The sequence below is a fragment of the Sphingomonas sp. 77B genome (assembly GCF_056497825.1).
Map to the genome: position 1 here is coordinate 465614 of NZ_JBWMBY010000001.1, position 20193 is coordinate 485806.

The window sequence follows — 20193 nt, forward strand, 5'->3', positions numbered from 1 at the left end:
CGCCCCTGTCCCTGCCGAAACCGTCACATGCATAGTCATCCGACTTTTGCCGGAGAGCCCTTTTGACCGATTTGCCCGACCAGATCCTGCCCGGTACCGCCTATCCGCTGGGTGCCAGCTTCGACGGCGAGGGGGTGAATTTCGCCGTCTTTTCGGCCAATGCCGACCGGATCGAGCTGTGCATCTTCGACTCCCAGGGCAAGCGTGAGCTGAGGCGTTACACGCTGCCCGAATGCACCGACGAAGTGTGGCACGGCTATCTGCCCGATGTCGGGCCGGGTCTGCTCTATGGCTATCGCGCACATGGCCGTTACGAGCCCGAGGCCGGGCATCGCTTCAATCCGAACAAGCTGCTGCTCGACCCCTATGCCCGCAAGCTGCATGGCGAGATCAAGTGGACCGACGCCCTGCACGGCTATCAGATCCGCTCGAAGAAAGAGGATCTGAGCTTCGACAAGCGCGACAGTGCTGCGGCCATGCCCAAGGCGGTGGTGGTCGACGACCATTTCGACTGGTCACGTGACGTAAAGCCGAACACGCCCTGGTCGGAAACCGTCATCTACGAAGCGCATGTCAAGGGCCTGACCAAGCTGATGGAGCTGGTGCCGCCGCGCGAACGCGGCACCTATGCTGGGCTCGGGCATCCCGCGGTCATCAAGCACCTCAAGCGGATCGGAGTCACCGCGATCGAGCTGCTTCCGATCCACAGCTTCACCCAGGACCGCTTCCTCCAGGAAAAGGGACTGCGCAATTACTGGGGCTATAACACGCTCGGCTTCTTCGCGCCCGAACAGGCCTATTTCGCGTCCGATACCCAGGATGAACTCCGCCGTGCGGTCCACAAGCTGCACAAGGCGGGGATCGAGGTCATCCTCGACGTCGTCTACAACCATACGTGCGAAGGGTCGGAGAAGGGCCCGACCCTATCCTGGCGCGGCCTCGACAATGCCAGCTATTATCGGCTGGTCCAGGATCAGCCTCGCTACACGATCAACGATACCGGCACCGGAAACACGCTTAACCTTTCCAAGGCGCGGGTGATCCAGATGGTGACCGACTCACTTCGCTACTGGGCGACGAGCTTCGGGGTCGATGGATTCCGCTTCGACCTGGGGCTGACGCTCGGGCGCGAGGCGACGGGGTTCGATCCGGGTGCCGCCTTCTTCGACGTGCTGCGGCAGGACCCGGTACTCGGGCGGCTGAAACTGCTAACCGAGCCATGGGATGTCGGCCCGGGCGGCTATCAGCTCGGCAATTTCCCGCCAGGCTTTTCGGAATGGAACGACAAGTATCGCGACACGGTTCGCAAGTTTTGGCGCGGCGATCCTGCCCAGCGTGGTGAGTTGGCAGCACGGCTGGCGGGATCGGGCGACCTGTTCGACCGGCGCGCGCGGCGGCCCTGGGCCAGCCTCAACATGTTGGCGGCGCATGACGGCTTCACGCTGGCCGATACCGTCATGTACGAGCAGCGCCACAATGAGGCGAACAAGGAAGACAATCGCGACGGCCATTCGGAAAATTATTCGCGCAACTGGGGTGCCGAGGGGCCGACCGACGATGAAGGCATCAAGGCCGCGCGTGGGCGCGTGATGCGCTCGATGATGACGACCCTTCTGGCCTCGCTCGGCACGCCGATGATCGTGGCGGGCGACGAGTTCGGCCGCACCCAACACGGCAACAATAATGCCTATTGCCAGGATAACGAGATCAGCTGGCTCGACTGGAAGGCCGCGGCATCCGAGGACGGCGAAGGCATGATCGCCTTCACCGCGCGTCTGGCCGAGCTGCGTCGCCGTTATCCGGTTCTGCGTTCGCCGAGCTTCCTCTACGGGCAGGACACGCCCGGCCATGGCATCAACGACATCGAATGGTGGGACGAACGCGGGCAGCAGCTGAGCCCCGAGGATTGGGACAATCCCGAAGGTCGCGCGCTGATGATGCGGCGGGCAAGCCCGACGGAGGATGGCGGGGTCGAAGCGGTATCGCTCCTCCTCAACGCCTCGCCCGATCCGATCACGTTCACCCTGCCCCCGCCCCATGCAAGCCGTACCGTCCTGATCGACAGCGCCAAGCCCGAACAGGGTGAGGTCGAGATTGGCGACAGCTATGAAGTCGGGCCGCAGAGTGCCGTGCTCATCACCTGGCGGGACTCGATCGAGGCATGACGACCTGGGGTCCCGAACTGCGCGAAGGCGCGGACACCCGGTTCCGCCTCTGGGCGCCGGATCGCAAGGCAATCACGCTGGAGATCGACGGCGCACCTTCGGTGACGATGGATCGTGATGGAGAGGGATGGTTCACCGCCACCGCTCCGGCGTCGCCTGGAACCCGGTATCGCTTTCGGCTGGACAAGGATCTGGCGGTGCCCGATCCGGCGTCGCGGCTCCAGTCGGGCGGCGTCCATGGCTGGAGCGTGGTCGTCGACCCGTTCTTCACCTGGAGCGCGACCGAGTGGCGCGGCCGTCCCTGGGAAGAAACCGTGCTGCTGGAGGTCCATGCCGGAACGCTGGGTGGTTTCGAAGGTATTCGCCAGAAGCTCCCCGCCATCGCCGCGTCCGGTATCACCGCAATCGAGCTGATGCCGGTCAACGCATTCGGCGGCACCCGCAACTGGGGCTATGACGGCGTGCTGCCTTATGCCGTTGCCGAGCCCTATGGATCGCCGGCCGAGCTGAAGACGCTGGTCGATGCCGCGCACGGCTTGGGCCTCTCGGTCTTTCTCGACGTGGTGTATAATCACTTCGGGCCGGACGGGAATTACCTGAACGACTATGCCAGCGTCTTCTTCCATAAGGAGGTCGACACTCCCTGGGGCGGCGCGGTGGCGGTGGACGCTGATCCGGTGCATCGCTTCTTCGTCGACAATGCCCTGATGTGGCTGCGCGACTATCGCATCGACGGGCTGCGCTTCGACGCGGTCCACGCCATCGAGAATGATGATTTTCTCGACCGGATGGCTGGCGAAATCCGCGCTGCCCTGCCCGAACGACATGTCCATCTGGTGCTGGAGAATGAGAAGAACGACGCCGATCGCCTGCGGGCGGGCTGTTATGACGCACAGTGGAACGATGATTTTCACAACGTCCTTCACGTCCTGCTGACCGGCGAGACCAGCGCTTATTATGGCGACTTCGCCGACCGTCCCGCCGAGCGGCTGGCGCGGTGCCTGAAGGAAGGCTTTATCTATCAGGGCGAGGGATCGCCCAATCATGACGGCCGCCCACGCGGCAAGCCTTCGGGCAACCTACCCAGCACCGCCTTCGTCGCGTTCCTCCAGAACCACGATCAGGTCGGCAACCGCGCGATGGGCGAAAGGCTGATCCGGTTGACCGACAAGGACCGGCTTCGCGCGGCGACCGCCTTGCTGCTGCTAGGCCCGCAAATCCCGCTGCTGTTCATGGGCGAGGACGAGGGCAGCGAAAGCCCCTTCCTGTTCTTCACCGACTTCCACGACGAACTGGCCGATGCGGTACGCGAAGGGCGGCGGCGGGAGTTCGCCAAGTTCGACGCGTTTGCCGACGAGCAAGCCCGCCAGCGCATCCCCGATCCCAATGCGCAAGGCACCTTCGAGGCCTCGATCCCCAAACCGGGGCCGCAAGCCGGAGCGTGGCGCGCGCTGTACCAGGAATTGCTGGCGCTGCGGCAGGTTCACATCATACCGCGCCTCAAGGGCACGGTCGGTCTGGCAGCCGATGTCACGGGCCCGGCTAGGGTCAAGGCGCGCTGGCGCATGGCCGATGGCGCGACGCTGACCATCGTGATCGACCTGGGTGATGCGCCGGAGCCGATCACGCAGGACGAAGGCCAGTTGATCCATCGCGAAGGCAATCGCTTTGCCGCATGGATCGCCGAATGAGCGATCTTCACACCCGGGCCCAAGCCGCTGGACTTTCCCGCGAGTGGCAGGACGCAAAGGGGAAGGATCAGGTCGTATCCGACGATGCGTTGGCCGCGATCCTGGATCGGCTAGACATCGATGTCGGTGAGACCGTGTTCGTCTCCGGCGAAGTGAACGAGGCGGTTGGCGTTCCCGACACATGCCGCAATGGCGTGGCTATGCTGACTTTGGAAAATGGCCAGACGTTCTCGGTCACGATCCATGACGGGGTTCTGCCGGGCGTTGCTCAGCCAGGCTATCACCGTCTCGAACAGGGCGAGCGGCAATGGAGGATCGCGGTGGCTCCAGCCCGCTGCCCGGCCCCGCCGCCCGGCAAGCATTGGGGCAGCGCCGTGCAAATTCCCTCACTGCGCGAAGGCCACAGCGCATTCGGTGATTTCGCCAGTCTGGCAAGTGCTGCCAGAACGCTGGGTCGGGCCGGTGCCGCTGCTCTTGCGATCAGCCCGGTCCATGCCCTCTTCCCCGCGGATGCCGCCCGGTTCAGCCCCTATGCTCCGTCGAGCCGGTTGTTCCGCAATGTCTGGCTGGCCCCTGCGGGTGATCCGGTGGCCGATGCGCCGGATTTGATTGACTGGCCGAACGCAGCGCCGGATCGGATGCGCGATCTGCGACCGGTCTATGACCAGCTGGACGAGACGCAACGCCGGGCCTTTGGTGAATGGCGAGCGGCGAGCGGCGGGCGGCTGGAGGCGCAGGCCCGATTCGACGCGCTCCATGCCTATTTCCATGCGCGCGACCGTGCGAATGGCTGGCTGGACTGGCCGGAGGAATATCGCGATCCGACCAGCGAGGCCGTCGCCCGTTTCGCCGCCGAGCATCGCGATGCCATAGACTTCTACGCCTTCGCGCAGTGGTGGGCCGACCGGGCGCTTCACGACGCGGCCGATGCGGCGTGGGGCCATGGCATGGCGATCGGTCTGATCGCCGACCTCGCCATCGGGGTTGCGATGAACGGCGCGGATGGTTGGAGCCGCCGCGACGAGTTGCTGACCGGCCTGTCCATCGGCGCGCCGCCCGATCCGCTCGGCCCGGATGGGCAGAATTGGGGGATCACCGCGCTGTCTCCCTTCGCGCTGCGACGGCAGGGTTTCGCCCCCTTTATCGATACGCTGCGGGCGGTCTTCGCCCATGCCGGCGGCATCCGGATTGACCACGCACTGGGACTGTGCCGCCTGTGGGTGGTGCCCGACGGCGCTCCGGCCGATCAGGGCGCCTATTTGGCGATGCCCTTTGCCGACATGCTACGCATCCTGCGAATCGAGGCGCAGCGCGCCAACCAGGGACGCGGCGCGATCGTCATCGGTGAGGACCTTGGCACTGTTCCGCCGGGCTTCCGCGACATGATGGCAAAGGCCGGTATGCTCGGGATGCGGGTCCTGCCGTTCGAGCGGGATGCCCAAGGCGCCTTCCTTCCGCCCGACGGCTGGAGCGATCAGGCCATCGCCATGACCGCCACCCACGACATCGCGACCGTCGCCGGGTGGTGGAAAGGCCGCGATCTGGAGTGGCGAGCGCGTATCGCTGGCCGTGCGGTGGCCAGCGAGGACAACGCCAGCCGAGCAGACGAACGCACCGCGCTCTGGACGGCGATCGGTGGCGATACGCCCGAGCCCGACGATCCTTCCGCCGTCGTCGATGCCGCCATTTCGGCCGTCGCGCAGACGCCCTGCTCGCTGGCAATCGTGCCGGTCGAGGATCTGCTGGGGTTGGACGAGCAGCCCAATCTGCCCGGTACGACCGACGAGCATCCCAATTGGCGCCGCCGCCTGCCGGATACGCTCGACCGATCCCTCGCCAGACGCGAGGTCGCGGCGCGCATCGCCGCGCTCGACGCCCGCTGACCCGTTTTATCGAAGGACGTCGCCCATGACGCCGCGCGCCACCTATCGCTTTCAGTTTCATAAGGACTTCCCCTTCGCCCGGGCGGAGGCGTTGTTGCCCTATCTCGACCGATTGGGGATCAGCCATGTCTATGCCTCGCCGATCACCACCGCCGCAGCAGGGTCGATGCACGGCTATGACGTGATCGATCCGACGCGGATCAATCCGGAACTCGGCGGCGACAAGGCGTTCCGGTCTTTGGCCGAGGCCGCCAGGGCGCGCGGCATGGGTGTCATCATCGACATCGTACCCAACCACATGGGGGTCGCGGGCGGCGGCAATCGCTGGTGGAACGACGTGCTGACGCACGGCGAGGCGAGCCACTTCGCACGCTTCTTCGACATCGACTGGTCGCGAAAGCTGGTCCTGCCGATCCTGGGCGATCCCCTGCGCAAGGTGCTGGCGGAGGGACAGATCGCCGTCGAACACCGGGATGGTCGCGCGGAGATCGTGGCGTATGGCGAACATCGTCTGCCCATCCGCGACGAGGATCAGGACGATGCCGAGACGCAGGAGATCGCCGCACTTGTCGACCGCCAGCATTATCGCCTGGCGTCATGGCGGGTGTCGAATGATGAACTCAACTGGCGGCGGTTCTTCACGATCAACGATCTGGCGGGCTTGCGCGTCGAGGACGATCAGGTCTTCGAGGAGACGCATGCCCTTTACTTCCGCCTCTATGAGGAAGGGTTGATCGATGGCGTGCGAATCGACCATGTCGACGGGCTGACCGATCCGATCGGCTATTGCCGCAAGTTGCGGGCCCGCTTCGACGCGATCGCCCGCGACGATGGGAACCACGCCTATATCGTCGTCGAAAAGATCCTCGCCGCCGAAGAGCCTATGGGCGACGATTGGGGCGTGGACGGCACCAGCGGCTATGACTTCATGGAGGAGGTCTCCGCCCTGCTCCATGCGCCCGAGGGTACGCGGCCGCTGGCAGAGCTTTGGGCGCACCAGAGCGGGCGTTCGGACCAGTTCGCGCCCGAGGAGCTTCAGGCACGTCAGGACCTGCTCGCATGGCAGTTCGCCGGGCAGCTGGACCAATGCGTGGCGGCCTTCGCATCGCTGACCGCCTCAACGTCGGAACTCGATGGAGCGATCACCACCCCGATGCTGCGCCGGGCGATCGAACGGCTGTTGTGGGTATTTCCCGTTTATCGAACCTATGGCCCCGACGCACCGGCGTCCGATGCCGCCATTCGAAAGATCGCGCGCAAGCGGGTGGACCCACACTTGCCGCCGGGCGAGGCGTTCGTCGTCGACCAGATCCTCGACTGGCTGGCGGGCGCTGGCCCCGGTGAGCGGGAACGTCAAAAAGAGGCCGTCCGACGGTTTCAGCAACTTTCGGCACCCATCGCCGCCAAGGCGGTGGAGGATACCGCCTTTTATCGCCATGCCACTTTGCTGTCGCGAAACGATGTCGGTTTCGATGCGGGGCGGTTGAGCCTGTCGATCGCCGCCTTCCATGAGCGGATGCGGGGTCGGGCGGAGCGTTTCCCGCTCGCCATGCTGACCACCGCCACCCATGACCACAAGCGTGGCGAGGACGTCCGGGCGCGTCTGGCGGTCCTCAGTGCCATGCCGGAAGATTGGCGGCGTCAGGTCGAGGCATGGCGGACCCAGACTCTCGATCTCGCGGAGGGTATCGATCCGGCGGACTGGTATATGCTGATCCAGACGCTGGTCGGCGCCTGGCCCGAACCGGACGACCTGGGCGATTTCGCAGAGCGCATTGCGGCGTGGCAGGAAAAGGCGTTGCGCGAGGCCAAGCGGCGCTCGTCCTGGGAAGCGCCCGACACCGATTATGAGGCCCGCTGCAATCACTTTGCGCAGGTGTTGATCGATGGCGACGAGGGCGCGGTTTTTCGCGAGGGCATGGCCGCGCTGCTCCGTCGCATCGGGCCTGCCGCCCACGCCAATTCGCTGGTTCAGGTCGCGCTGCGCTATACCGTCCCGGGCGTTCCCGACTGCTATCAGGGGACCGAGTTTGCCGATCTGAGCCTCGTCGACCCCGACAATCGCCGTCCCGTCGATTATGCCGCGCGGGAAGCGGCCCTGGCGCAGGGCCAGGTATCGAAGCAGATGCTGATCGCCGACTTGCTGGATATGCGGCGACGTCACCCGGATATGTTCACCCACGGCACCTACCACCCGCTCGCCGTGACCGGCCATGCGCGGGACCGGGTGATCGCCTTTCAACGGCGGCAGGGCGATGCGGTTCTGACGTGCGTCTTCGGCCTGCGGCTGGAGCCGTTGATGGATGAGCGTGGCGTCATCGACTGGCGGGATACCGCCGCCGCTTGGGACGGGGACACCTTCCGCATGGACACGCTGCTGAAGGACGGCCCCGTCTGGTATGCGTTGCGCACCCAGGGGGGATGAGGCCGCTTCCCCTACCCTTCTATCAGCGTGACGTAGACGAGGTCGCCCGCGCGCTGATCGGCGTCACGCTGACGGTCGATGGCGTGGGCGGTGTCATCGTCGAGACGGAGGCCTATGACGCCGCCGACCCCGCCTCGCACAGCTTTGCGGGGCGAACCACGCGAAACGGGGCAATGTTCGGGGCGGTCGGCCATGCCTATGTCTATCGCATCTACGGATTGCATCACTGTCTGAACGTCGTGTGCGGGGCCCCGGGAAGTGCGGTCCTGATCCGCGCGCTCAAGCCCGTCCACGGCATCGACGCCATGCATGGGCGACGGGGTGCGGCGCGTTCGCTGGAACACCTCTGTTCGGGACCGGGCAAACTTTGCGCGGCGCTCGATATCGGTCTGGGGCTGGACGGTGCTCCACTGACCGCTCCGCCATTCGCGTTGATCGGCGCCCCGACAGGTGTGCCGGTGGCCGTAGGGCCACGTATCGGGATCACCAAAGCGGCCGAACGCCCGCGTCGTTTCGGGTGGAAGGACTCGCCATGGCTGAGCCGCCCGATCAATTTTTAAATATGGCATTGCAGCATGATCCTACTGCAACGCAGCGACGTATTTACTTGATCTTCACCATAACAACAGCGAGCCTCTGGTCATAACATAAAAAAGGGCGAGTCGATGGAGTGGATCAAGGTCCTGGCGTTGGTTGCCATGGTCTATGGAATCTGGGCAGCCTATCGGTCCTTGGGTTCGCCAATTCTTCATCAGGGCTCGCGCTATTTCCGCCAGCCCGATGGAAGTTTCCGCCGCTGGTATGGCGGTCGTCGGTTCAGCGCATCCGAGGTGGGAATGCCGGACCAGGGCTGATCCGCCGATCCTGCGCAGTCAGCAACGATAAAGGCGGACGCCCCTATCTGCCGACCTTCGTCCGTCCCATCTATGGGCGGAACGAAGGAATGGAACCGCGATGTTTGCCGATCTGGGCGTCCCCCTACCCCTGTTAGCGATTGTCTTTGCCATTGTATTGGCGGGGATCATCGCTCGGCGTGTGCCCGTGCTCAGGGTCGCGATCAGCCTTTTCACCTGGCTGCTGCTCGGCGGCCTGTTGTTCGTCCTGGTGCAGCAGCGGCAGGAGTTCGATCCTTATATCCAACGCGCGATGCAGGTCCTCAACCTGCAGGATCAGAGCGTCGTCGGCGATACGGTTCGCATCCGCATGGCGCCGGACGGACATTTCTGGGCACGGGTGACGGTCAACGGCGTCAATCGCCGGATGCTGGTCGATAGCGGAGCGACCTTGACGGCGCTGTCGACCGAGACGGCGCGCGCAGCGGGGCTCCAACCATCGGTCCCGGCCTTTCCGGTCGTGCTTAACACCGCCAATGGCATGATCCGCGCCCAGACCGCACGGGTCGATTCGCTGCGCATCGGGACCATTCGTGCGGACAAGGTGCCCGTCGTCGTGTCGCCCGCTTTCGGCGAAACCGACGTGCTGGGCATGAACTTCCTGTCACGCCTCAAGAGCTGGCGGGTCGAAGGCTCGACGCTGATCCTGGAACCGCACCATCCCCAATCATTAACCGAGCGGTCATGACACCTCGGATAGACAAATCGACGCAAATCAACGTGATCGGCCTCGTCGCCGATTGACTTGACGGTATAGCTTACTCATGCGTCAACCCATGAAGACTCCCTTGTCGCGAACGCTGTCGCTTCCGCCGCAGCTCGACCGATATATCGCCGACGCCGTGGATGCGGGCGACTTTCCCGACGACCAGGCGCTGCTGATGGCAGCGGTCGAGCGTATGCGTGCCGATGGCCCGGTGTCGGACGTCGGCACCTGGCTGATCGGCGGGGGTGAGTGCGGGCAAAGGGTCCGCGACACGGACTGGTCGGCAAGCCCGCTGGGCGTGATCGGCCGCTGGCCAGGCGTGTTGCGCACCACCGTCGCCAACATCGTCCATTCGCCGATCGCCAAGGTCCTGATGTGGGGTCCCGACCATGTCATGATCTATAACGATGCCTATCGCAGCATTGCCGGACCTCGCCATCCGGAGGCGTTCGGCGGATTGGTGCCGCAGGTATGGCCCGAGATCTGGGACTGGAACCGCGACATCCTTGAACGAGGCTTTGGCGGTGAGGACATCGCGTATCGCGACCAGAAGCTGATCGTCACGCGCGCGGGCGTGCCGGAGGAGGTCGTGTTCGACCTCTATTACACGCCCGTCTATCTCGAATGCGGCAAGGTCGGCGGCGTGATGTGCACCGTCGTCGAAAATACAGGCCGGGTCGCGGCGGAGCGGCGGCTGGCGGAAAGCGAGGCCGAGCTTCGCGTCATCACGGACTCGCTGCCAGTCCTCGTCGCACTGGTCGATCGCGAAGAACGGTACTGCTTCGCCAACGACTATTACCGCGAGTTCCTGGGCGTCGATCCCGACGGGATGCTTGGCCAGCGGATCAGCGATGTCCTGACCGCCGACGATTATGCCGAGCGTCGTCCGCTTATCGAACGCGCGCTGGCCGGGGAAACGATCGTCGCGGACGTGCACATGCACCACCGCGATGGCAGCCGTCGTCGGGCGGAAACCCGCTATATTCCACGGCGCGGCGATGATGGCGAAGTCGTGGGCTTCCACATCCTGGTCTTCGACGTCGACGAACGCTCGCGCCATGCCGAGGCGATCGAACGCAGTAACCGCCGGTTCCGCGCCGCGATGGATGCGGTGCACGGCGTCCTGTGGACCAACAGCGCCGATGGGCGGATGATCGGTGAGCAGCCGGGCTGGGCCGCGATCACCGGCCAGACGTATGACGAATATCAGGGTTTCGGCTGGTCGAACGCGGTCCACCCCGATGATGCCGCCGCGTCGGTCGTGGCATGGAACGAAGCCGTCGCGGCCAAGGGCATGTTCGTCCACGAACACCGGGTCCGCCGCCACGACGGCGAGTGGCGCACATTCGCCATCCGCGCGTTGCCGATCATCGGAGCGGATGGCGGGCTGATCGAATGGGTCGGCGTCCATACGGACATCACCGAGCAGCGGGCCGCCGAGCAGGCACTGCGCGATCAGGCGACCCTGCTCGCACGCCAGGTCCATCACCGGGAGCGCGCCGAAGCGCAGCTTCGCCAGCTGAACGAGACGCTGGAAACCCGCGTCATCGAAGAGATTGCCGAACGCCGTCAGGCCGAGATGAAGCTCGCCCAGGCGCAGAAGATGGAGACGATCGGCAAGCTGACCGGCGGCGTCGCACACGATTTCAACAATCTGCTTCAGGTCGTGTCGGGCAATCTGCAATTGCTGGGCAAGGATGTCGCGGGCAACCAGCGCGCCGAACAGCGCGTCGCCAATGCGATGGCGGGCGTCTCGCGCGGGTCGAAGCTCGCCTCGCAGCTGCTCGCCTTCGGGCGGCGTCAGGCGCTGGAGCCCAAGGTCGTCAACGTCACCCGCTTCGTCCAGGGCATGGACGACATGCTTCGCCGCGCGATCGGTGAAGGCGTGGAAATCGAGACGATTGTGGGCGGTGGTCTCTGGAACACCTTCATCGACCCCGCGCAGATCGAGAATGCGCTGCTGAACCTGGCGATCAACGCCCGCGATGCGATGGATGGCCAGGGCAAGCTGACCATCGAACTCGGCAACGCGCATCTCGACGACAATTATGCCCGCACCCATGACGAGGTGACACCGGGCCAATATGTCATGCTGGCCGTGTCCGACACCGGCAGCGGCATGTCGGACGACATCATCCACAAAGTCTTCGAGCCCTTCTTCTCGACCAAGAGTGAGGGCAAGGGATCGGGCCTCGGCCTGTCGATGGTCTATGGTTTCGTCAAACAGTCTGGCGGCCATGTGAAGATCTATTCCGAGGTCGGCCACGGCACCACGATCAAGCTTTATCTCCCCCGCGCCATGGAAGCGGAGGATGTCGAGGTCGCGGTCGATACCGGCCCGATCACCGGCGGCACCGAGACGGTGCTGGTCGTAGAGGACGATGCGGAAGTCCGCGCCACCGTCGTCGAGCTGCTGTCCGACCTGGGTTACCGGGTCCTGAAGGCGGTCGATGCGCAAAGCGCACTCAGCGTTATCGAAAGCGGTATTCCGATCGATATCCTGTTCACCGACGTCGTCATGCCGGGCACGCTGAAGAGTCCGGAACTGGCCCGCAAGGCCCGTGAACGGCTCCCCGACATCGCCGTCCTCTTCACCTCGGGCTATACCGAGAATTCGATCGTCCATGGCGGGCGGCTGGACAAGGGTGTCGAGCTGCTGTCCAAACCCTATACGCGGGAAGCGCTGGCCCGGAAGTTCCGCCATGTGCTTGCCAACCAGCGGCAACGCCAGATGCCCAAGAGCGAGACCCCGTCGCGGGAAGTGCCCTCCGCAGGGGTGGAAACGATGGGGCAACCGCTGCACGATGGACGCACGATCCTGCTGGTCGAAGACGATGACCTGATCCGTGCGAACACCGCCGAAACGCTGCAGGATGCAGGGTTCGTGGTGGTCCATGCCGTGACGGCGGAAGAGGCGATGACCGCGCTGCAAACGGCGCAGATCGATGTGCTGGTGACCGACCTCAACCTGCCGGGCGAGTCGGGCGTCGAACTGGCGGGTCGGGCGCGGCAGTTGCGGCCGAACCTGTCGATCATCTTTGCGACCGGCGATGGCGGCATGGCGGCGCAAGCGGCCAACATGGATGCCGCGCTATTGACCAAGCCCTATTCGGCAAGCCAGTTGATCGGCGCGATCAGCGGCCGATTGGAAATCGTAGAGCAGGCGACACGGCGCTGAGCCGAGCCGCCTGCTCCATTCCGGTCGGGCCCATGCCGGAGGGGACAGCAGAGGAGCCGTTGCGAAACCTGTAAAGCGGGTTAGCGGGCCTTCCAGCCCTCGATCGCGGCGAAGGTGATGATTACCGCGAGCACCAGCAGGGCACCCTGCAATTCCAGTGCGGTCAAATCGAACTCCATCGTCATCGGTCATTCTCCCGACTGATATTGCCTAAACTCGTCAGAGGGGTGACGGCCCGACGTATCACGTTGGGCATCTCGTCCTCTGCGATCAGGATATACGCACCCATTTTTGCTGCCGTGCAGCGAGTGCGTGACAAATCATGTCCGACAATGAGGAAGGCGAATTTCGGCGCACAGACCCCCTTGTGGCCGGTTGGCGAGCGTCAGCTGCCCTCCCTCCGCCGCAACGACTCGCGCGACGATCGACAGCCCCAGGCCGAAGCCCACGGTGTCCCGCCGCCTTGCGGTATCGAGCCGTACGAACGGCTCCAGCACCAATTCCAGCGATTCGTCGGGGATGCCGGGCCCGTCATCTTCGACGCGGATACGCACGTCGTCACCGGGATCGGCCTGCAGGGTAATGATCGCATGTTCCCCGTAATGCAGCGCATTCTCGACCAGGTTGGTCAGCGCCCGCTTCATGCCGAAGCGGCGCAGGCGACAGTCGAAATGATCCGGCCCCTCATAGCGGACGTCGCGACCATGATCGACGGCGTCGTCGGCCAGATTGGCACACAGGATCGCGAGATCGGTCAACTCGGGCTGCTCGACATCGCCCTCGCCGCCCAGAAAGGCCATGAGCGAGGAGACCATCGCCTCCATCTCCTCGATATCCGTCCCGATCGGCTCGCGAACGTCGTCATCGCGGATCGCATCCGCGCGCAGGCGCAAACGGGCGAGCGGCGTGCGCAGATCATGGCCCACGGCGGCCAGCGCGCGGGTGCGCTCGTCGATCAGCCGCCCGATCCGGGCCTGCATCCGGTTGAAGGCACGGGTGACATGGCGAACCTCTCCCGGGCCCCGCTCCGGTACAATCAGCGTGGCTCCCTGCCCGCCCGGCCCCCGACCCAACTTGTCGGCGGCGCGTGCCAGCGTCCGCAGCGGGTGGAGGATGCGGCCGATCATCGCACCGCTCAGCAGCATCAAGGCGATGGCGGGGATCAGTGCCAGCAGCACGCGCCCGAGCGCCAGGTCGAGGGTTCGGACGCCCTCGCGCATCCGAAAGCTGAGCAGCGATCCATCGTCGAGCCGCAAGTCACCCGAGACGACCGACGTACGTCCCGGCGAGGTCAGCCGCAGATGAATATCCGTCGCCGCCAGCGACGGCTCCCAATCGACGATCTGGCGCTGCATGCTGTCCATGGCGGGGGCGATGGTCGGGCGAGGCGGCGCGAAGGGTGACCAGCTGACGATGTAGCGGTCGGTGGTCAGTTCCTCTGCCACCTCGGGTCGCTCCACCGGAGGGCGTTCATTGAGGACGCGGCGCGCGACAATCAGATGCTCGGCGAGACGCCGCGCTTCGTCGTCCCGTACCGAGACATGGCTGGCCCGCTCGTAGAGATAGGTCGAAATCGCGAACTCGATCGTGACCGCCAGCAGCAGGATCGCGACGATCCGGCCGAGCAGGCCGACCGAGGGGCGGATCACCGTCGTTCCACCGGCACGTTCAGCATGTAGCCGACGCCGCGCACCGTGACGATCGGCGCGGCCCCGCCTGCCCCGGACAGCTTGCGGCGCAGGCGGCTGACCAGCACGTCGATGCTGCGATCCGAGCTGTCCCCGATCCGCGCCCGCGACAGCTCGATCAGACGCTCACGCGCGACGACACGCTGCGCATTGTCGAGAAAGGCGACAAGCAGGTCGAACTCCGCCCCCGTCAGCTCGACCTGCGCGCCTGAGGGCGACATCAGCTCGCGGCGAGGCAGGTTCGCAGTCCAACCGTCGAAACCCAGGATTCCGGCCTCACGCTCGCCCGGCGTATTCTCCAGGCCGCCGCGACGCAGGACGGCGCGGATGCGCGCAACCAGCTCGCGCGTGCCGAACGGCTTGGCGAGATAGTCGTCGGCGCCCAGTTCCAGTCCGACGACGCGGTCGACCTCGCTACCCTTGGCACTGATGAAGATGATCGGGACCGAACTCTTCTGGCGAACCTGGCGGCACAGGTCGATGCCGCTGGTGCCGGGCAGCATGATGTCGAGCAGGATCAGGTCGATCTGCCCGACCTCCAGCGCCTGCCACATCTCCGGGGCGGCATTGGCCAGCTTCACGGCGAAACCATTTTCCTGAAGCGCGCGAGCGGTCAGGGTACGAAGGGCGGGATCGTCCTCGACGATCAGGATGGTGGGCGGGGTCACCCCCTTTGGCTAGGCAGGTCGCGTCGGCGCGTCAACGTTTGCGCCGGCTTCCGAATCGTCCAGCCGCGTCAGTCCTGCGGCATAGCGCCCGGCGCGCTCGGCATAGCCGGTGGCGGACGCAAGCAGGCGCTCGATCTGGCCGGGCTCCAGCGTTCTGACGGCCCGAGCGGGCGCACCGACGATCAGGCTGCCCGGTGGAAAGACCTTGCCCTCCGTCACCAACGCGCCCGCGCCGACCAGCGACCCCGCCCCGATCACGGCATCGTTGAGCACGATCGCCCCCATGCCGATCAGGCACCCGTCGCCAACCGTACAGCCATGCAGGATCGCACGGTGGCCGATCGTACAGTCCGCCCCTACGGTCAACGGACTGCCGGGGTCGGAATGCAGCACCGCTCCGTCCTGAACATTCGTTCGCGCACCGATATGCACCGGCCCGTTGTCGGCGCGAACGACCGCCCCGAACCACAGGCTGACCTGTTCGCCCAGAACCGCTTCGCCGATCACATCTGCCGAGGGCGAAATCCAGGCGGTGTCGTGAACGACCGGCCGCCGATCCTCCAGCGCGTAAAGCGGCATCAGGCCTTCTCCTCCGACTTGGCCTTCGCACGATAGCGGTGGAGCAAAGGCTCGGTATAGCCATTGGGCTGCGCCAGTCCTTCGAAGATCAGCGCGCGGGCGGCCTGCATGGCCAGACCGTCCTTCGTCATGGGCCGATAGAGCGGATCATCGGCATTCTGCGCGTCGACCTTCGCCGCCATGCGGATCAGTGCCGCTTCGACCTGATCGGCCGACACGACGCCATGATGCAACCAGTTGGCGATATGCTGCGACGAGATACGAAGCGTCGCGCGGTCCTCCATCAGGCCGATATCATGGAGGTCGGGAACCTTAGAACAGCCCACGCCCTGATCGATCCACCGCACGACATAGCCGAGCAGCCCCTGCGCATTGTTGTCGAGTTCCGCCGCGATCTCCTCCGGCGTCCAATCGGGCGCTGGTGCGATGGGGGGCGTCAGCAGCCGTTCCAGCGCTGTGACGGGCTCGGCGGAACGCTCGGCCTGTCGAGCAGCAACATCGATCCGGTGATAATGGGTCGCGTGCAATGTCGCAGCGGTCGGCGAGGGCACCCAGGCGGTCGAAGCGCCCGACGACGGATGTGCGCCCTTTTGCGCCAGCATGTCGGCCATCCGATCGGGGGCCGCCCACATGCCCTTGCCGATCTGCGCGCGCCCGGCAAAGCCGCAGGCCAGGCCGATCTGGACGTTGCGATCCTCATAGGCGGCGATCCAGTCGCATTCCTTCATCGCCGCCTTGCGAACCACCGGGCCACCCAGCATCGCGGTGTGAATCTCGTCGCCGGTTCGGTCGAGGAAGCCGGTATTGATGAAGACGATCCGGTCCTTCACGGCATGGATGCAGGCGGCCAGGTTGGCGGACGTCCGCCGTTCCTCGTCCATCACCCCGATCTTGATGCGATGCCGCACCAGTCCCAGCATATCCTCGACCGTGTCGAACAGGCGGTCGGCGAACGCGACCTCCTCCGGCCCGTGCATCTTGGGCTTCACGATATAGATCGAACCCGGCCGTCGCATCGCGATCAGGCTGGTGACGATCGCGTCCAGCAGACCCTCGGGCGCTTCGCCGCCGTCCGCCAGCCGAAGCGCGGGCGTGGTCATCAGATGACCGACATTGCGCACGAACAACAGGCTGCGTCCGGGCAGCGAAAAACCCGTCCCGTCGGGATCGCGATAGTGGCGATCGGCGGCAAGCGTCCGGGTGATCGTGCGCCCGCCTTTCTCGATCTCCGCCGAAAGCGTGCCGTCGATCAGGCCCAGCCAATTGGCATAGCCTGCCACCTTGTCCTGCGCATCTACCGCCGCGACCGAGTCCTCCAGGTCGCAAATGGTGGTCAGCGCAGACTCCAGCACGACATCGGCGATCCCCGCCGGATCGTTGCGGCCGATCGGGTGATCGGGATCGACCACGATCTCGATATGCAGGCCATGATGGCGAAACAGCCATCCCTTGTCGCTCCGTCCCCGGAACAAGGACGGATCATCGAGCCGTTCGACGGCGCTGGCGAGATCGGTGACGCTGCCCCATCCGCCCGCGATCAGCAGCGCGTTGTCCAGAAAGTCGCGGACCCAACGGATTACGGCCGCACCACGCTCCGGGTCATAACCGCCAATCCCGGACGGGGCCGCGATGGCGTCGCTGCCGTATAGCGCATCGTACAGGCTGCCCCAGCGCGCATTGGCCGCGTTGAGCAGAAAACGTGCGTTGAGCATCGGCACGACCAGCTGCGGCCCGGCCCTTAGCGCGACCTCTTCGTCCACATCCTTCGGTGCGATGGTGAAGGGGGCGGGCTCCGGCACCAGATAGCCGATCTCGGTCAGGAATGCCCGCTGCGCCGCTCCATCGCGCGCGGCGCCCCGCCGATACCAGGAGTCGATCTGCGCCTGAAGAGCATCCCGACGGCGCAGCAGCGCCTCGTTCTCGGGGGCATAGCGGGCAAAGAGGCCGGCCATGCCCGCCCAGAAACGATCGGGCGCGACGCCACTGCCGGGAAGTGCGCGCTCCTCCAGAAACCGGACCAGCGCCGGAGCAACGGACAGGCCGTGGCGGTCGATCATGCGGCTTTGCTGAAGCACGGAAACTCTCCTCTTGCCCGATATCGGCCAGGATAGGGCATCGCCATTTGCTGCGGTAGTCGGCATAATCGAAGCGCTGTCGATCGCCGGAGGAACGAATGGACCCCGATATTGCGCTCTTCGTCGATATCGTTCGCGAAGGGAGCCTGGCCGGTGCGGCGCGTCTCTGGCGACTATCCCCGGCCATGGTGTCCAAGCGGATCGCGCGGCTGGAAAACCGATTGCGGGTAAGGCTGCTCCACCGCACCACCCGGCGTCTGGCGCCGACCGCTGCAGGGGCGGCGTTCCATGCCGAAGTCGCGCCACTGGTCGCGGGGCTGCGCGCCGCCGAAGCGCGCGTGACGCAAATTGGCGAAGGGCCCGGTGGCCCGCTTCGGGTCAGCGCGCCGACGTCCTTCGGTCGCCTGTGGATTGCGCCCCATCTCCCTGCCTTTCTCGACCGCTATCCGGCGATCCGGCTGCGGCTGGACCTGACCGACGATTTCGTGGACGTGATCGACGGCGGGATCGACCTGGCGGTTCGGATCACGGCCTCGCCCCCCGCGGGGCTGGGATCGCATCGTCTGGCGGACAATCGCCGCATCCTTTGCGCCAGCCCGGCCTATCTCGCGAAGGCGGGAATACCCCGGACGATTGAAGATCTGGCCAGCCACGCGCTGCTCGCCGCGCAGGGCCAGTTTCCCTGGCGACTGACGGGGGCGACGGTGAACGGCAAGAGCCTGGTCGAGACCCAGTCCAGCGAAGTTGTCCGTGAACTGGTACTCGGCGGCGCGGGGGTGGCGCTGCGCTCGCTTTGGGACGTGGGCGATGCGCTGGCGGACGAGCGGCTGGTGAGAGTGCTGCCCGATCACGAGGGATCCGCCGCCGTTGGCATCTGGGCCGTTCACGCATCGGCGGCTCCTCCCGCTGCGGTCCCTGCGCTGCTCGACCATTTGCGAGACGCGTGGCGCGGGGCCGCCTGGATGAGATGACGGCTCGTTCATTTTTCCGTGCATCGGCCGGGCCTAGCCACTAGGCAAAGGCCAACAGGGTTTAGGGAGTTGAGGATCGATGGCGGGTGGTCTGGTCGCATTGCTGGACGACGTGGCGGCGATCGCCAAACTGGCGGCGGCGTCGCTGGACGATGTCGCGGGCGCGTCGGCGCGGGCGGGCGCGAAGGCGGCGGGCGTGGTGATCGACGATACCGCCGTCACGCCGCGCTATGTCGTCGGCCTGGCGCCGCAACGCGAATTGCCGATCATCGGCAAGATCGCGCTGGGATCGCTGCGTAACAAGCTGATCTTCCTGCTGCCCGCCGCACTGCTGCTCAGTGCCTTTGCGCCTTGGGCGATCACGCCGATCCTGATGGCGGGCGGCGCGTTCCTGTGTTTCGAGGCCAGCGAGAAAATCCTCGAAACGCTGACCGGCCATCATGCCGAGGCGGAAGATGCCGCGCCGGTCGATGCGAAGCTGCTGGAAGAGCGGCAGGTCTCGGGCGCGATCCGAACCGACCTGATCCTTTCGGCGGAGATCATGGCGATCGCCCTGTCGGAGCTGCCCGACCTGTCGATCGGTACGCAGGCGATCGCGCTCGCCCTGGTCGGCATCGCGATCACGGTCGGCGTCTATGGCCTGGTCGCGGCGATCGTAAAGATGGACGATATCGGCCTGCACCTTGCCCGCCGCGACAACGCGGCGGCCCAGGCTATCGGCCGTGGATTGGTGAAGGCCATGCCCGTCATCCTGCGGGTCCTGGCGGTCGTCGGCACCGCCGCGATGGTCTGGGTCGGCGGCGGGATTATCGTCCACGGGATGGAGGAGTTCGGGCTGCACAGCCTGCCCCATCTGATTCATGGCACCGCGCATCACATCGGTGAGGCGATGCCTGTCGGTGGTGCGGTCGCCGAGTGGCTGATCGGCGCGATCGGCGCCGCCATTGTCGGCCTCGTCGTCGGAGCGGTCATCGTGGGCGTGCTGCACCTGCTGCCCGGCAAGAAAGCGCATTGAGCCGGATCAGGCCGTCCGGACGCCCTCGACCTCCATCACCTCGGGGGTGAGCAGGTGCCCTGTGACGGCCACCGACTTTCCGACATGATCGACGGGCACCCGCATCAGGCGAAGCTCCAGCACGTTGCCGTCGTCGCCTTCCAGTATGAAGGCCCCGCCCCGGCGTACCAACCGACCGCTCTTGACCAAAGATGGGGAAGTGCCGGCTCGTTCGTTCGTCATCATGGCCGTCCAACCCCGACCATCCCGCGCGGGT

The 20193-nt window shown here is 65.5% G+C and carries 15 protein-coding genes; 10 read left to right on the plus strand and 5 right to left on the minus strand.

The window, feature by feature from the left end:
* Nucleotides 1–62 precede the first annotated feature (62 nt).
* The 8 genes from glgX (at nt 63) to AC1GI4_RS02265 (ending at nt 12941) form a co-directional block, all read left to right on the plus strand.
* On the plus strand, nt 63–2165 hold the full coding sequence (gene glgX, locus AC1GI4_RS02230; protein ID WP_479628379.1) for a glycogen debranching protein GlgX: 2103 nt from the start codon (nt 63–65) through the stop codon (nt 2163–2165).
* Nucleotides 2162–3856 (plus strand): malto-oligosyltrehalose trehalohydrolase, encoded by a 1695-nt coding sequence (gene treZ, locus AC1GI4_RS02235; protein ID WP_479628380.1) that lies wholly within the window; start codon nt 2162–2164, stop codon nt 3854–3856. Before glgX ends, treZ begins: the two co-directional genes overlap by 4 nt.
* Nucleotides 3853–5739 (plus strand): 4-alpha-glucanotransferase, encoded by a 1887-nt coding sequence (gene malQ, locus AC1GI4_RS02240; protein ID WP_479628381.1) that lies wholly within the window; start codon nt 3853–3855, stop codon nt 5737–5739. The genes treZ and malQ overlap by 4 nt, the downstream gene beginning before the upstream one ends.
* A gap of 25 nt (nt 5740–5764) precedes the next feature.
* Entirely contained in the window at nt 5765–8164 is a 2400-nt protein-coding gene (gene treY / locus AC1GI4_RS02245) for a malto-oligosyltrehalose synthase (RefSeq protein ID WP_479628382.1), read from the plus strand.
* Complete coding sequence (locus tag AC1GI4_RS02250; protein ID WP_479628383.1) at nt 8161–8724, plus strand: DNA-3-methyladenine glycosylase; 564 nt, start codon at nt 8161–8163, stop codon at nt 8722–8724. The genes treY and AC1GI4_RS02250 overlap by 4 nt, the downstream gene beginning before the upstream one ends.
* A gap of 105 nt (nt 8725–8829) precedes the next feature.
* Nucleotides 8830–9018, plus strand: a complete 189-nt coding sequence (locus AC1GI4_RS02255; protein WP_433910630.1) for a hypothetical protein — start codon at nt 8830–8832, stop codon at nt 9016–9018.
* 100 nt (nt 9019–9118) lie between these two features.
* Nucleotides 9119–9745 (plus strand): retropepsin-like aspartic protease family protein, encoded by a 627-nt coding sequence (locus AC1GI4_RS02260; protein ID WP_479628384.1) that lies wholly within the window; start codon nt 9119–9121, stop codon nt 9743–9745.
* 88 nt (nt 9746–9833) lie between these two features.
* Nucleotides 9834–12941, plus strand: coding sequence for a response regulator (locus AC1GI4_RS02265; RefSeq protein WP_479628385.1), 3108 nt, complete (start codon nt 9834–9836; stop codon nt 12939–12941).
* A gap of 320 nt (nt 12942–13261) precedes the next feature.
* Here AC1GI4_RS02265 and AC1GI4_RS02270 read toward each other — a convergent pair whose 3' ends face one another.
* The 4 genes from AC1GI4_RS02270 to AC1GI4_RS02285 are packed head-to-tail and all read right to left on the minus strand — an operon-like array spanning nt 13262 to nt 17933.
* The gene (locus AC1GI4_RS02270) at nt 13262–14590 is read right to left on the minus strand and encodes an ATP-binding protein (RefSeq protein ID WP_479628386.1); all 1329 of its coding nucleotides are present in this window, start codon (nt 14588–14590) and stop codon (nt 13262–13264) included.
* Nucleotides 14587–15297, minus strand: coding sequence for a response regulator (locus AC1GI4_RS02275; protein WP_294273808.1), 711 nt, complete (start codon nt 15295–15297; stop codon nt 14587–14589). The genes AC1GI4_RS02270 and AC1GI4_RS02275 overlap by 4 nt, the downstream gene beginning before the upstream one ends.
* Before the next feature lie 9 nt (nt 15298–15306).
* Complete coding sequence (locus AC1GI4_RS02280) at nt 15307–15876, minus strand: gamma carbonic anhydrase family protein (protein WP_479628387.1); 570 nt, start codon at nt 15874–15876, stop codon at nt 15307–15309.
* Nucleotides 15876–17933 carry a malate synthase G gene (locus AC1GI4_RS02285; RefSeq protein ID WP_479630332.1) on the minus strand — a complete coding sequence of 686 codons (2058 nt, stop codon included), beginning with the start codon at nt 17931–17933 and terminating at the stop codon, nt 15876–15878. Before AC1GI4_RS02285 ends, AC1GI4_RS02280 begins: the two co-directional genes overlap by 1 nt.
* 116 nt (nt 17934–18049) lie before the next feature.
* Between AC1GI4_RS02285 and AC1GI4_RS02290 the strand changes: the two genes are divergently transcribed.
* Complete coding sequence (locus tag AC1GI4_RS02290) at nt 18050–18922, plus strand: LysR family transcriptional regulator (RefSeq protein WP_479628388.1); 873 nt, start codon at nt 18050–18052, stop codon at nt 18920–18922.
* Nucleotides 18923–19001: 79 nt separating this feature from the next.
* Nucleotides 19002–19937, plus strand: coding sequence for a DUF808 domain-containing protein (locus AC1GI4_RS02295; RefSeq protein WP_479628389.1), 936 nt, complete (start codon nt 19002–19004; stop codon nt 19935–19937).
* Nucleotides 19938–19943: 6 nt separating this feature from the next.
* Here AC1GI4_RS02295 and AC1GI4_RS02300 read toward each other — a convergent pair whose 3' ends face one another.
* Nucleotides 19944–20162 (minus strand): DUF5818 domain-containing protein, encoded by a 219-nt coding sequence (locus tag AC1GI4_RS02300; RefSeq protein WP_479628390.1) that lies wholly within the window; start codon nt 20160–20162, stop codon nt 19944–19946.
* Between the last annotated feature and the right edge of the window lie 31 nt (nt 20163–20193).